General features: G+C 54.5%; 9 protein-coding genes. 8 read left to right on the forward strand and 1 reads right to left on the reverse strand.

Annotation, left to right across the window (positions count from 1 at the left end):
• The first annotated feature begins 160 nt into the window (after positions 1-160).
• Positions 161-2,269: a polyphosphate kinase 1 gene (gene ppk1, locus BLR08_RS01495; protein ID WP_072330285.1), complete on the forward strand. Its 2,109-nt coding sequence runs from the start codon at positions 161-163 to the stop codon at positions 2,267-2,269.
• Here the strand turns inward: ppk1 and BLR08_RS01500 are convergent.
• Positions 2,235-3,776, reverse strand: a complete 1,542-nt coding sequence (locus BLR08_RS01500) for a Ppx/GppA phosphatase family protein (protein WP_072330287.1) — start codon at positions 3,774-3,776, stop codon at positions 2,235-2,237. The genes ppk1 and BLR08_RS01500 overlap by 35 nt on opposite strands.
• A 310-nt stretch (positions 3,777-4,086) precedes the next feature.
• On the opposite strand from BLR08_RS01500, the gene citZ reads away from it, so the two are divergent.
• From citZ to BLR08_RS01535, 7 genes are all read left to right on the forward strand, one after another.
• The gene (gene citZ, locus BLR08_RS01505) at positions 4,087-5,199 is read left to right on the forward strand and encodes a citrate synthase (RefSeq protein WP_072330289.1); all 1,113 of its coding nucleotides are present in this window, start codon (positions 4,087-4,089) and stop codon (positions 5,197-5,199) included.
• A 177-nt stretch (positions 5,200-5,376) separates the two neighbouring features.
• Positions 5,377-6,672, forward strand: coding sequence for an NADP-dependent isocitrate dehydrogenase (icd, locus tag BLR08_RS01510; protein WP_072330291.1), 1,296 nt, complete (start codon positions 5,377-5,379; stop codon positions 6,670-6,672).
• A gap of 122 nt (positions 6,673-6,794) precedes the next feature.
• On the forward strand, positions 6,795-7,736 hold the full coding sequence (mdh, locus tag BLR08_RS01515) for a malate dehydrogenase (protein ID WP_072330293.1): 942 nt from the start codon (positions 6,795-6,797) through the stop codon (positions 7,734-7,736).
• Between the two features lie 249 nt (positions 7,737-7,985).
• A complete protein-coding gene (locus BLR08_RS01520) occupies positions 7,986-10,328 on the forward strand; it encodes a helix-turn-helix domain-containing protein (RefSeq protein WP_072330295.1) in 2,343 nt (780 codons plus the stop codon).
• A 167-nt stretch (positions 10,329-10,495) separates the two neighbouring features.
• Positions 10,496-12,124, forward strand: coding sequence for an extracellular solute-binding protein (locus tag BLR08_RS01525; RefSeq protein ID WP_072330297.1), 1,629 nt, complete (start codon positions 10,496-10,498; stop codon positions 12,122-12,124).
• Between the two features lie 153 nt (positions 12,125-12,277).
• The gene (locus tag BLR08_RS01530; protein WP_072330299.1) at positions 12,278-13,234 is read left to right on the forward strand and encodes an ABC transporter permease; all 957 of its coding nucleotides are present in this window, start codon (positions 12,278-12,280) and stop codon (positions 13,232-13,234) included.
• A 16-nt stretch (positions 13,235-13,250) separates the two neighbouring features.
• Positions 13,251-14,129 (forward strand): carbohydrate ABC transporter permease, encoded by an 879-nt coding sequence (locus tag BLR08_RS01535; RefSeq protein WP_072330301.1) that lies wholly within the window; start codon positions 13,251-13,253, stop codon positions 14,127-14,129.
• Positions 14,130-14,152 lie beyond the last annotated feature (23 nt).

The raw sequence follows: 14,152 nt of genomic DNA on the forward strand, positions 1-14,152 counted from the left end.
TGAGAGCTTAGACTCAGAAAGTCGGGATATGCCGCCTGGTATTTACATAAAGTTTACAAAAGATGCATTGTCTCTTAACATTGTCGAATTACGATGGAGGAAACAGAAGCCCGCAGACGGAATTAGACAATGATGCGGATGCCATGGGGGTATAGTACCGATGAAGGAAAGGGCTTCTCGAGAGATGCATGTCAAGGAAACGGCCAACCATTACCTGAACCGGGATTTGAGCTGGGTGGAATTTAACCGGCGGGTGCTGGAAGAGGCGCAGGACCCGACCACACCGCTGCTGGAGAGAGTAAAGTTTCTGTCCATCGTCTCCTCGAATCTGGATGAGTTCATGAGCGTCCGGGTAGCGGGTATCGTGGATCAGATCAAGGCCGGCTATACGAAGAAAGATTTTACGGGGTATACGCCTGCCGGTCTGTTCAAGAGGATCATGAAGCGGGCCGCGAAGATGGTGGCGGAGCAGTACAAGACGTACCGGGAGATTTCCAGGTCGCTGGGCAAGGAAGGCATTCATTTTACGAAATACGATGATTTGAATGTCACCCAGCGGAAGGCGATGGACGAATACTTCCATCACTTCATGTTTCCCGTGCTGACGCCGATGGCCGTCGATCAAGCCAGACCCTTCCCGCTTGTCCATACGCAGGGCGTTTACCTGGCGGTCGTATTGAAGAAGGAAGGCGAAGAGGAGCCGGAGGAGGAGCCGTACTTCGCTATATTGGAGGTTCCCTCCAACCTGAATCGGCTGATCGAGGTTCCGGTACGGGCCAACAGCAAGAAAAGGGAATATATTTTGATGGAAGAGCTGATCGAGCGGCATATTCAAACCTTGTTCAACGGCTATCGGGCCGTATCCGTCCATGCTTTCCGCTTGACACGCAATGCGGACTTGACCCTCAACGAAGAGGGAGCCGAGGATTTGCTGGAGGAGATCGAGCTGCAGCTTCGCCGGCGGCGATGGGGAGCTCCGGTGCGGCTTGAGGTGCAGAAGGGCATTCATCCCTATGCGCTGGCTCAGCTGGAGTATGAATTCGAGATCGCGGACAATATATTCGAGATCGACGGTCCGCTTGATCTGACCTTCCTGATGAAGCTGGCTGGCTCGCTCAAGGGTTATGATCAGCTGCGTTACGCACCGGTGCAGCAGGCGTATCCGGCCGAATTCGACGATGTCTCCGATATATTCGGACGGCTGCGTCAGCGCGATGTGCTGGTCTATCATCCTTACGAGTCCTTCGATGCGGTGACGGATTTCGTCTGCCAGGCGGCTTACGATCCCCAGGTGCTCGCCATCAAGATGACGCTGTATCGCGTCAGCGGCAATTCTCCGCTAATCCAGGCGCTGGCCAGAGCGGCCGAATCCGGCATGCAGGTCACCGTCGTCGTCGAGCTGAAGGCCCGTTTCGACGAGGAGCGCAACATCGCGTGGGCGCGGAAGCTGGAGCAGAGCGGCTGCCACGTCGTCTATGGCCTGGTGGGACTGAAGACACATGCGAAGATTACGCTCGTCGTCCGCCAGGAGCAGGACGGTCTCCGCCGTTATGTTCATGTCGGCACAGGCAATTACAACGATAACACAGCCAAGCTTTACACGGATATCGGACTGTTCACGACCCATACGGATATCGGCGAGGACGCCTCGGCGCTGTTCAACGAGGTAACCGGGTATTCGGCGCCGCATAACTGGAAGGCTTTTGGCGTGGCGCCTACCGATATGATGGATAAATTGATCGGGAAGTTCCGGCGTGAAGCGGAGTTCGCTTCCCAGGGCAAGCCTGCCCGCATCATTGCGAAGTTTAATTCGCTGTCCAATCAGCAGCTGGTCGATGAGCTGTATTTGGCCTCTCAGGCCGGGGTCCGGATTGATCTGATCGTTCGCGGCGTATGCTGTTTGAGACCGGGCGTGGAAGGGTTAAGCGAAAATATTACGGTGCGCAGCATCGTGGACCGGTTTCTCGAGCATTCCCGCATCTTTTACTTTGAAAATGGCGGCGAGCCGGAGATTTATATCGCCAGCGCGGACTGGATGACGCGCAATCTGCTGCGCCGTGTCGAGCTGATGTGTCCGGTATACGATGCGGATATTAAGCAGACGATGATCAACATCCTGCAGCTCAGCTTGAAGGATAATGTAAAAGCCCGCCGGCTTCAGCCAAACGGGCTTTACGAAAGAATACAGCCGGGCACGGATGCGCCGCAGCGAAGTCAATTCGAAGCGATGCGCATCAGCTCATGGAAAACAACGGCTCCCGAGGCTTGAGCTGCAGTCCCCACAGCTTTTTGAAATCTTTCTGCAGCGCCGCGACCTCTCTGTATTCCGCAGAGGGGTCGTGAATTGCCCGCAGACCCAGCTGCAGCGACTCGGCGTCGGCCGACGCCTCCACCAGCTCCAGCGCTTGCGTCTCGCTAATGTCTAAGGCGACAGCCAGGTGAAGCAGTTCGCCGAGTTTGGCGACAAGCTCCAGATCCTCGCCCGGCAGGATATCCTTGTAATCGGACATGACCTGCTGCGTGCGGTTCTTCGCCTTGTAGGAGGCGATGAAGGCGCAGAGCAGCATCTCCCGATGCGTCAGACCGTCGATGCGGGTCTGGGAGATCAGGTGGAAGGAATGCTTGGGATACTGGTAATATTGCAGCGAAGCGCCGATCCGGTACAGCATGGCGGCGATGCCGAAGCAGAGACGCATACGCTCCGGATACTGGTGACAGCCCGCATCCTCCAGTGCGTCGTACAGCTTCAGAGCGGCCCCGCGAACCTGCTCGATATGCTGCGCCGGCGCCGTGGAGTGGAGCGCCAGCAGATTGGCCGCGCTGAATTCCGCCACCTGCCCGGCGGCAGGCTGACGGGGAGCGAACGATTCGAAAAACAAGCCGTCCCGCAGACCCGCTCCGCTGACGATGTACTGCGTAGCTCCCGCCAGACGGAACAACGTCTGGAGGATGATGACGCCCGGAATGATGATGTCGTAGCGATCCTTGGACAAACCGTCCACCTTCTTGCGCTTTTCAGCCGGGAGAGAGGGCAGCCAGGCGGCAATGCCGTCCATCTCCTCAGCCGGGACGGTGTAATGATGAGTCTGAGGGAAGGAGTATTTCCGCCGGCGCTGGCTGATTTTGCATAGCGTGCGGACGCCGCCTCCGAGGCCGATCAACGGCAGCCCGGGACATTCCCTGATCCACGGCTCCGCGTCCACGGACTCTTCGACCATACGCCGGATATCGTTTAGCTGGGCTTCGCCGAACTCGCCGTCCTGCGAAAATTTCCGTGTCGTATTGACCGCGCCGAAAGGAAAGGATACGCTGCGCAAGAGCTTCCGCTCCCGAAACAGGCTGACTTCCGTGCTTCCTCCTCCGATATCGACGAGAATGCCGTCCTTCACGTCCATCGTCCGGATCATCCCGAGGAAGCCGATGCGGGCTTCGTCTTCGCCGGAAAGAATTTCGACAGGAAGCCCCGTCTCACGGCGGAGCACTTCCCGGATATGGTCCGAATTGGAGGCGTTGCGGACAGCAGCCGTAGCCGCTACCCGGTATTCGCCGGCTTTATAAGTATCGCCGATCCGCTTGAAGCGGGCCAGGATGTTGACAAGCCGCTGAATCTCTTCTTCGGGAAGGGAGCCGTCAGGGACGATCCGGCTGCTGAGACGGGCCGATTCCTTGAATTCTCCTACGACCCGGTAGCCTCCCGTCGCGGTTAATTCATAGATAGCCAACCGGATAGAGTTGGAGCCGATATCGATAATGCCGATGATGCGACTGCTAGTCATGGGTGGGACCCTCCTTCCTTGTGCAGCGGAATGGCTGGATATAGAGTGATTTTTATTTTACCCTGTTCCAGCGGGTGAAGTCCACTTTCGGAGTCTGGAAGCGGAGGGATTTTGCAGCCGGATCGCGATGAAATTTCTTGAGCAAGCATGAATTGTCAGTCTTAGGGGAATGATTGATTTGTCAGTAAACATAAGGGATAGTATATGTTTATGATGCTGATAATGAACTTTTATGTCTAAATTTGTTCACTTTGATTGCCAAATCAATTATAGTAGACATATGTGAATTGACGCAAAAGGAGAGATTATCTTGACTGCTACCAAAGGATTGGAAGGAATCGTAGCCACCACGTCTTCCATAAGCTCCATTATCGACGGCGTGCTTACGTACCGCGGCATCAATATTGACGACCTCGCGGAGAAAGCCACCTTCGAAGAGGTTGTCTATTTGTTATGGTACGGCAAGCTGCCTAATCGCTCCGAGCTCGCCGGATTGGTCAAGGACCTCAGCGATAACGCTTCCGTCCCGGCGGAAGTTTTGAGCCAAATTAAATTATATCCGCAGAATGTCAATACGATGGCAGCTCTGCGTACCGCGGTTTCCAGTCTTGCCTTGTACGATGCGGAAGCCAACGATATGACTCCCGAATCGAACCTGCGCAAGGCGATTAAATTGCAAGCCAAGCTGCCTACGATCGTGGCCGCTTTCGATCGCATCCGCAAAGGCCAGGAGCCGATCGCTCCCAAGCAAGGCGCCAGCATTGCCGAGAACTTCCTGTACATGCTGACCGGCAAAGATCCGGAGAAAATCGCGATCGAAGCGCTGGACAAGGCGCTTGTTCTCCATGCTGACCATGAGCTGAACGCATCGACGTTCGCCGCTCGCGTGACTGTCGCCACGCTGTCGGATATTTACTCCGGCGTCACATCGGCTATCGGCGCGCTCAAGGGCCCGCTGCACGGCGGAGCGAACGAAGCGGTTATGGCTATGCTGGAAGAGATCGGCACAGCCGATAACGTATCCAGCTACATCAATGAGAAGCTTGAGAATAAAGTGAAGATCATGGGCTTCGGCCACCGCGTCTACAAAAACGGGGATCCTCGCGCGAAGCATCTGCAGAAGATGTCCCAGGAGCTCGGCAAGCTGACCGGCAACATGAACTGGTACGACATGTCGATCCAGATCGAAGAGATTGTAACCGGGCAAAAAGGTCTGAAGCCAAATGTAGACTTCTACTCGGCTTCCGTATACACTTCTTTGGAAATCCCGCGCGATCTGTTCACTCCGATCTTTGCGATCAGCCGCACATCCGGATGGACCGCTCACATTCTCGAGCAATATGAGAACAACCGTCTGATTCGTCCTCGCGCCGAATACACGGGCCCTTCTCACCAGGCATACGTTCCGATCGACAACCGTTAATCGCAGCGACTATGGCCGTCATCATTTTGTTTACCCGCATGGGCTGTCTGCGGCAGTCAGCCTGATCCCCCCGGGGCGAAGGCAGACTGCGGCGGCTCCCGTTTGTCTTTTTTAGATGGTAATTTTATTCATGGGTCAGCCCTGCTGACTCTACTTTTACGAGGAGGATTACATATCATGGCACAATTCGAGCAATATGCACTGCCTACTGAGGGCGAGCGCATCACGATCACTAACGGCAAATTAAACGTTCCTAACCAGCCGATCATCCCTTTCATCGAGGGCGACGGTACAGGCCCGGACATCTGGGCGGCTTCCAAGCGCGTGCTGGACGCAGCTGTTGAGAAAGCCTACAACGGCGAGAAGAAAATTGCCTGGTACGAAGTGTTTGCCGGCGAGAAAGCTTTCAATAAATATAACAACTGGCTGCCAGCCGACACGCTGACAGCGATCCGCGAGTACATCGTAGCGATCAAAGGCCCGCTGACGACTCCGATCGGCGGCGGTATCCGTTCCCTGAACGTTGCGCTTCGTCAGGAGCTGGATCTGTACGTTTGCTCCCGTCCCGTGCGCTACTTCAACGGCGTTCCTTCCCCGGTTAAGCGCCCTGAGCTGGTTGACATGGTTATTTTCCGTGAAAATACAGAAGATATCTATGCTGGCATCGAGTGGGCCGAAGGCTCCGCCGAAGTGAAGAAAGTGCTGGAGTTCCTGCAAAACGAGATGGGCGTTAAGAAAATCCGCTTCCCTGAAACTTCCGGTATCGGCGTAAAGCCGGTGTCCAGAGAAGGCTCCCAGCGTCTGGTTCGCGCGGCTATCGAATATGCAATCCAGCATAACCGCAAGAGCGTCACGCTCGTTCACAAGGGCAACATCATGAAGTTCACGGAAGGCGCGTTCAAGAACTGGGGCTACGAGCTGGCCGAGCAGGAGTTCGGCGACAAAACCTTCACTTGGGCGCAATACGACAAGATCAAGGAAGAGCAAGGCACGGATGCGGCTAACAAGGCGCAGAAGGAAGCAGAAGCTGCCGGCAAAATCATCGTTAAGGATGCGATTGCCGATATCGCGCTGCAGCAAGTTCTGACTCGTCCGACCGACTTCGACGTTATCGCTACGCTGAACCTGAACGGCGACTATCTCTCCGACGCTCTGGCTGCACAAGTCGGCGGCATCGGTATAGCACCGGGCGCCAACATCAACTATGTAACCGGCCACGCGATCTTCGAAGCTACGCATGGTACGGCTCCTAAGTATGCAGGTCTTGACGTTGTTAACCCGGGTTCCGTTATCCTCTCCGGCGTTATGCTGCTTGAGCACCTTGGCTGGCAGGAAGCGGCTGACCTGATCTACAAAGGTCTGGAGACGGCTATCAACAACAAGACAGTAACTTATGATTTTGCACGTCTGATGGAAGGCGCTACGGAAGTAAAATGCTCCGAGTTCGCTAACCAGGTTATCGCTAATTTCTAATTTCACTGCGTAATGCGCCCTGATTGCCAGGCAACTGAACCATATGGCTGAGTCCAGCCCGGCAAGAGGGCGCCTTGCTGCGTTTTCACCCAAAAAACGTATGAATTAGGAGGAATTCCCTTATGGCTATCCAACGTAAAAAAATTACGGTTGTCGGCGCAGGCTTTACAGGAGCGACGACCGCGTTGATGCTGGCGCAAAAAGAACTGGGCGACATCGTACTGCTCGATATCCCGCAGCTGGAAAACCCGACTAAAGGCAAGGCGCTCGATATGCTGGAGGCTTCTCCGGTTCAGGGCTTTGACGCTCAAATTACCGGTACGTCCAATTATGATGATTCCGCTAATTCCGATATCGTCATCATCACCGCCGGTATCGCCCGCAAGCCCGGCATGAGCCGCGACGACCTCGTCAATACGAACGCCGGCATCGTGAAATCCGTTTGTGAAAACATCAAGCGGACGAGCCCGCAGTCGATCGTGATCATCCTCTCCAATCCGGTGGACGCGATGACTTACGTCGCCTTTGAAACGCTGGGCTTCCCGAAAAACCGCGTGATCGGCCAGTCCGGCGTGCTGGATACTGCCCGTTACTGCACATTTATCGCGCAGGAGCTGAACGTATCGGTCGAAGATGTCCGCGGCTTCGTGCTGGGCGGCCACGGCGATGATATGGTTCCGCTTGTCCGTTACTCCAATGTGGGCGGTATTCCGATCGAGAAGCTGATACCGGCTGAACGGATCGAGGCTATCGTGAAGCGTACGCGTACAGGCGGCGGCGAGATCGTCAATTTGCTTGGCAACGGATCAGCTTATTATGCCCCGGCCGCGTCGCTTGTTCAGATGACGGAAGCGATCCTGAAGGACAAGAAACGGATCATCCCTTCGATCGCTTTGCTGCAGGGCGAATACGGCTACGACAATCTGTTCATGGGCGTGCCTACCTTGCTGGGAGGAGACGGCATCGAGAAAATTTTCGAGCTGGAGCTGCTTCCGGAAGAGAAGGCGGCGCTGGATAAGTCCGCCGAATCCGTACGCAATGTCATCAAAGTTGTAACGGGTTAAGACTATTACAATATGGCACATCCACAGCTATCGGTTTACGCCGGTAGCTGTTTTTTTGTTCCAAAAATAAGAAGATTCGGGTTGTCAATTTTTAAGATTTGTTAACATTTGATTCGATGTCGCTCAGAAAGCCGGAATAGCCCGCGTTTCCGGATGGAAACGGTCCAAGGATGTTTTATAATGGAGGCCAAGACGCGATCGAGAAACATACGACAAGCCGCTATGAGGCGGCGGCCGGGGGGCAATGCGATGATACGGATATCCATAAAAAACAGCAGTGTATTTCTTTCGTTGCTCATTTCCTTCGTCATCGTCATGCTTGTGCCGATCGGCATTGGGAGCTTCCTGTACGCCCGGATGTCGGCGGAGTTGACGGACAACGCCAATCGGGCCCATATCAGAACACTGGAGCAGATCAGGCTTAGTGTGGACAATCGAATGGTGGAGGTAGATCAGTTGACCAGCCAGCTTGCGCTGTATCCCAAGCTGCAGTGGCTGCTGTCCCATCCGCATATTGACGAACTTCAGCGGCAGTTTACGTCGATGGACATGATGAAGCAGATGCAGAACTACCGCCAGGTAAACAATTCATTCGTTACGGATTTTTATCTCTATGTCGCACAAACGCATGAAGTGCTGACCTCTTATGTGAAATCGGACGCACGGCTGTTCTTTGATAGACTGGGCTACGACGACAGCGGCTACGAGTCATTTGTCCGCAGCGTTTGGCAGAGCTACCACAACGGAACATATATGCCGGCCGTCGTATCCAGACTGGGAACCGTCCCCAGGCAGGTTATTCCATATGTACAGTCGCTGCCGTTAGGCGAGACTCAGGACATAGAGGGAACTTTGGTCATCCTTATCGACCAAGAGAAGCTGGTGCAGATGCTCGATCACGCCCGGGAGTCGAGCCGGGGAGCCGTCTTTATCCTGAATAGTCAGCGGGATATTTTGGCGCAAAGCGGCGGTGAGGGGATAAACCTGCAGCTGCAGGAGGTCTTGCCGTCCATGCAAGGCGATCATGGGGCCGTCTCCGCTGTATGGGATGGCGAGGAGATGCTGCTGACCTTTGCAGCCTCGCGGCAAAACGGCTGGATCTATATCTCGGCAGTGCCCAGAAGCGAGGTGATGGCAAAGGCAATGGAGGCGGAGCGATGGGCGCTTGCCTTGCTGCTCGTCTGTCTGATTGCCGGTATAGCCGTATCCTATATGCTTGCATACCGCAGCTACCGCCCTCTGAAGCAGATGGTCGGGACGATTCTTTCCCTGCAGGGAAAAGGAAGCAAGGAGCCGCAGAACGAATTCGACTTCATCCGTATGACCTTAATCGATACGCTGGAGGAGGAGCGGCATTTGCGACACACCCTCGACCGGCAGATGCCGGTCATCCAGGCCAACTATTTATCGCGCGTTATTCGCGGTCATGCGGATCCGGAAAGCGTCTCCGAGGGGGCGCTGGACTTTATGGGTTTGAGCTTTGAGTCGGAACGGTTCGCTGTCATGGTGTTCGACATCGGGAATATTTCATTATTCGCAGCCGGCGATACCGAGAAAGAGTGGGCGCTTGTTCGTTTTATCGTTTCAAACGTAACCCAGGAGCTGCTCGAAGGGCGTGGATACGTCTCGGAGATGGATCGCAGCCGTATCACGGTGCTTGTCAATTTCCGGGAGTCGGACGAGCCGCGCCAATTGCTGCGCGACCTGTCAGAACGGTTCCAGGTTATGATCCGCGAGCGGTTCCGGATGAAGGTTGCAATCGGGATAGGAGGCGTACACGAGACATTGGGGCTGATCGCGGATTCGTACCGGGAAGCGCTGTACGCGCTGGATTATACGATCGTTCGCGGCGAAAATGCGATTATTTTCTATGAGGAGGTTGCAGGGAGTGTGCCGACCGCCCTCTATTACCCGGTGGACCTGGAAGTGAGACTGATGAATGTGACGAGGCAGGGAGACAGCGACAAGGTGGAGGAGCTGCTGGAGCATATCCGAACGATGAATCTGCACGAAAAGGAGGCGTCGCCGGAGAAAGCGCGTTACCTGTGCTGGGAGCTGAGCGCGACGCTGCTCAAGCTGCGGCAGGCCGTCGGGCTGCCTGTTCAAGAGACAGGGCATCCTTCTGATCCGCTCAAGTCAGCGATGGAGGCGGGAACGGTGGAAGAAATGCTGGATCGGCTGAAGGAGCAGTACCGGAGTCTGTGCGAGCATGTGAAGCAGACGCGGCCAGACGCGGCCGAGCAGATGTACCGGCGGATGGAGCAGTATGTACACGAACATTGCACGGATGCGTCATTCAGCGCCGCGGCCATGGCGGAGCATTTCCGCCTCACTTCCCCGTATTTGTCCTCCTTCTTCAAGAAGCAGGGCGGCAGCAGCATAACGGACTATGTCGCCAGGGTGCGTGTCGAGCGGGCCAAGGAGCTGCTGCGGCAATCAACGCTGACGCTGACGGAAATAGCGGATCAGGTTGGATTTCTCAACAATGTAGGATTTATTCGTGTTTTCAAAAAGCTGGAGGGCATCACGCCCGGGAAATATCGCGAAGCGGCTGGCCAGGACTCAAACGAGCTCGGAGGCAGTTCAAAGTAACATTGGATAATGCCTGATCTTATTGGAGGATAACAGATCTTATCATTTGTCTATAGCCGCAGAGAGCTTCCGGCTCCTATGATGGGTTCAGGTCCAAGGCCGAACGAGAGGCTGTGATGCCGCTCAACGGTCGGCCGTTCAGAGACTATATCCGGGGAGGTTCAAGTATGAGTACGAAACGAAAAGCGGCCATATCCATTACGATGTCCATCACGCTTGCAGGAGGAATGCTCGTCGGCTGCGCCGGCGGAGGCAATGAGGAGCCGAAGGAAGCGCCGCCCGCGGGCAAAGACTCCGGGCAAGCGGCGCAGGCGGCGTATCCGGCGTCTGTAACGTATTGGGCGGCGCTTAACGCCAATGCGGCTGCAACCATGAAAAGTTTCGGAGAAATCGCCGCCTATCAAGAGCTGGAGAAGCGGACAGGGACGAAGGTCGAATTCCAGCATCCGCCTGTCGGGATGGAGAAGGATCAGTTCAATCTTATGATCGCCACGTCCTCAAAGCTGCCCGACGTGATCGAATACAACTGGAATACGGTGTCCAAAGGTCCGGACAACGCGATTAAGGAAAAGAAGATCATCCGGCTCAACGAGTTGATCGACCAGCATGCGCCGAATCTGAAGAAGTATTTATCCGAGAATCCGATGATCAAGAAGGCAGTGACGACAGATGAAGGGAACATTTATGTTTTTCCTTTCATCCGCGGCGACGATTATCTGCTGACCTTTCACGGACCGTCGATCCGCCAGGACTGGCTTGACAAGCTGAAGCTTCCGATGCCCAAGACGGTCGCGGAGTGGGAGGAAACGCTGCGCGCCTTCCGAGACAAGGACCCGAACGGCAACGGCAAGCCGGACGAAATTCCGTTCCTGCTGTCGATGGGCGATATCGAGATGAATCACGCGTTTGTCGGGGCATGGGGCATTACCGCAGGCTTCTACCAGAAGGACGGCAAGGTTCAATACGGGCCTATTCAGCCTGAATACAAAGAATTTCTGATGACGATGAACCGCTGGTACAAGGAAGGGTTGATCGACAAGGATTATGCCACCGTGGATGCGAAGCTGCGCGATGCCAAGGTGACAGGCGATCAGCTTGGTGCTCTTATGACGTATTCGGGTAGCGGAATCGGCAGATATGAGGACTTGGCCAAGAGCAAGATTCCCAGCTTCAAGCTGGTAGGCACGCCTTATCCGACGCTGAAAGCAGGCGATAAGCCTATTTTAGGACAAAAGGATCAGCCGTTCACCGGCATTGGCTCCGCCGTTACATCGGCTGCCAAAAACCCGGAGCAGATCGTCAAGTGGCTCGATTATAAGTATGGGACCGAAGGACATATGCTGTTTAATTTCGGTGTAGAAGGGACCAGCTATACTCAAGTAAACGGTTACCCGACCTACACGGACGCGGTGCTGAAGAACCCCGACAAGCTGCCGGTAGCGCAGGCGATCGCGAAGTACGCGCTTGCCAGCTTCAGTGGCCCGTTTATTCAGGACAAGCGCTATATGGAGCAGTTTGCCGCCAAGCAGGAACAGAAAAACGCTATCTCTGTCTGGATGCAGCCAAGCAACGAAAGGCTCATGCCTACCGTGACGATGACGTCGGAGGAAGGGACCAAGTTCGCTTCCATCATGAACGATGTCAAGACGTACAACGATGAAATGGTTGCCAAATTTATCATGGGCAGCCAGCCTCTCGATAACTTCGAGACGTATACGAAGACGCTCCGCTCCATGGGAATCGAGGAAGCCATTCGCATTCAGCAGAGCGCACTGGAACGCTATACCAAACGGTAATACACCAAACGGTAAGCGTCGAAGCTCCTTGAGCATGACGGCCACGTAAGGCTGACCGGCTGCAGAAGCCGGCCAGTCCTCGGCGGGGTCAGCTTCGTCATGCATAAAAAGCAGGAAAATATAGAGGAAAAGCGGGAAAAGGAGGAGAGGACCATGTCTCTCATCGCAAAGGCCGGCAAGTCTTCTGCAGCGGATCGGGAAACGTTTGGCCGGCGCGTGCGCAATGATTTCCGGATGAACCGGACGATCTATGCCATGCTGTTGCCGGTGGTGCTGTATTTTGCCTTATTTTATTATGGTCCGCTCTATGGTCTGCAGATCGCCTTCAAGGATTACTCGCCTGTGGCCGGCATATGGGGGAGCGAGTGGGTTGGTTTTCAGCATTTTCAGGATTTTTTTAATAGCTTTTATTTCTTGCGCTTGCTTAAAAATACACTGCTTCTCAGTTTCTATGAGCTGATAATTGCGTTTCCGGCCGGTATCTTGCTGGCGCTGCTGCTCAACGAGATTCGGATGGAGCGGTTCAAGAAGACCGTGCAGACGATTACTTATCTGCCGCACTTCATTTCCGTCGTCGTCGTTGTTGGTTTTATGGTCGATTTCCTGGCACGCGACGGACTCATCAATCAGCTTCTGGCCGGTTTCGGGATTGAGCCGATTGCCTTCCTCAGGGAGCCGGGCTGGTTCCGGACGCTGTTTATCGGCTCGGGCGTGTGGCAGAACGTAGGCTGGAGCTCGATCGTCTTCCTGGCGGCCATCTCCAATATCGACCCGTCGCTCTATGAGGCGGCTAAGGTGGACGGAGCAGGCAGACTGAGGCAGATGCTTAGCATCACCATCCCGGGCATGGCGCCGACAGTCATCATCATGTTTATTCTGCAGATCGGGACGCTAATGGCGGTCGGCTCGGAGAAGATTTTGCTGATGTACAATCCGGTCACCTACGAGACGGCGGACGTTATCGGCACCTACGTCTACCGCAAAGGGATTCTTGAAGCCAGTTTCAGCTATAGCTCGGCGGTAGGGTTGTTTAATGCGGTTATCAATTTTACTTTGCTCGTATTCGCCAACAGCCTTAGCAAGCGGGTTAGCGAAACTAAGTTGTGGTAGAAAGGGAGGATGCCTTATGAAAGGAAGCACATGGGGCGAGCGGTCGTTTGACGTAGCGAATATCGTGTTGATGACTGCCTTGTCCTTCGTTTCGCTGTACCCGTTTTTGTATGTGTTGTTCGCTTCGCTCAGCGATCCGGCTTTTATCACGCAGCAGAGGGGCATGCTGCTTTACCCGGTCAATATGACGCTAGAGGCCTACAGGCTTGTCTTTCAGAATCCGATGATCGGCATCGGCTATCTGAACACCATTCTCTATGTCGTCCTAGGCACAACGCTGAACATCGTGATGACGTCGTTAGGCGCTTACGGCTTGTCCCGCAAGCAGGTGATGTGGAAAAATCCGATTATGTTCATGATTGTATTTACGATGTTTTTTCAGGGCGGTCTGATTCCTTCATATATACTGATCGACAATCTGGGTATGCTGGATACCCGCTGGGCGCTTATCATTCCAACGGCGATCAGCGCCTATAATCTGATTATTATGAGGACCGCTTTTCAGGGCGTGCCTGTCAGTCTTGAGGAATCGGCGCGCATCGACGGAGCCGGCGACATGACGATTTTGCTGCGAGTCGTTGTGCCGCTGTCCATGCCGGTTATTGCTGTCATGGTGCTGTTCTACGGCGTTGCCCACTGGAATTCCTGGTTTAACGCCATGGTCTATTTGCGCACCCGGGAGTTGTTCCCGCTACAGCTCATTCTGCGCGAGATATTGATTACGAACAGTACGGACTCTATGCTGACGGGCATTGGAGGGGGAGATCGGATGCCGATCGGGGAAACGATCAAGTATGCGACGATCATCGTAGCAACGATCCCCATTTTGTTTTTATACCCGTTTTTGCAGAAATATTTTGTCAAGGGCGTTATGATCGGCGCTATCAAGGAATAAGGGCGGATACGGTAACAAACGTT

The organism is Paenibacillus sp. cl123, from assembly GCF_900101595.1.
Lineage (GTDB): Bacteria > Bacillota > Bacilli > Paenibacillales > NBRC-103111 > Paenibacillus_G.

What these genes read in the sequence shown, in the direction of transcription:
- ppk1 (WP_072330285.1), top strand. Translation starts at nt 161, where the DNA reads ATGAAGGAAAGGGCTTCTCGAGAGATGCATGTCAAGGAAACGGCCAAC.
- BLR08_RS01500 (WP_072330287.1), bottom strand. Translation starts at nt 3,776, where the DNA reads ATGACTAGCAGTCGCATCATCGGCATTATCGATATCGGCTCCAACTCT.
- icd (WP_072330291.1), top strand. Translation starts at nt 5,377, where the DNA reads ATGGCACAATTCGAGCAATATGCACTGCCTACTGAGGGCGAGCGCATC.
- mdh (WP_072330293.1), top strand. Translation starts at nt 6,795, where the DNA reads ATGGCTATCCAACGTAAAAAAATTACGGTTGTCGGCGCAGGCTTTACA.
- BLR08_RS01520 (WP_072330295.1), top strand. Translation starts at nt 7,986, where the DNA reads ATGATACGGATATCCATAAAAAACAGCAGTGTATTTCTTTCGTTGCTC.
- BLR08_RS01525 (WP_072330297.1), top strand. Translation starts at nt 10,496, where the DNA reads ATGAGTACGAAACGAAAAGCGGCCATATCCATTACGATGTCCATCACG.
- BLR08_RS01530 (WP_072330299.1), top strand. Translation starts at nt 12,278, where the DNA reads ATGTCTCTCATCGCAAAGGCCGGCAAGTCTTCTGCAGCGGATCGGGAA.
- BLR08_RS01535 (WP_072330301.1), top strand. Translation starts at nt 13,251, where the DNA reads ATGAAAGGAAGCACATGGGGCGAGCGGTCGTTTGACGTAGCGAATATC.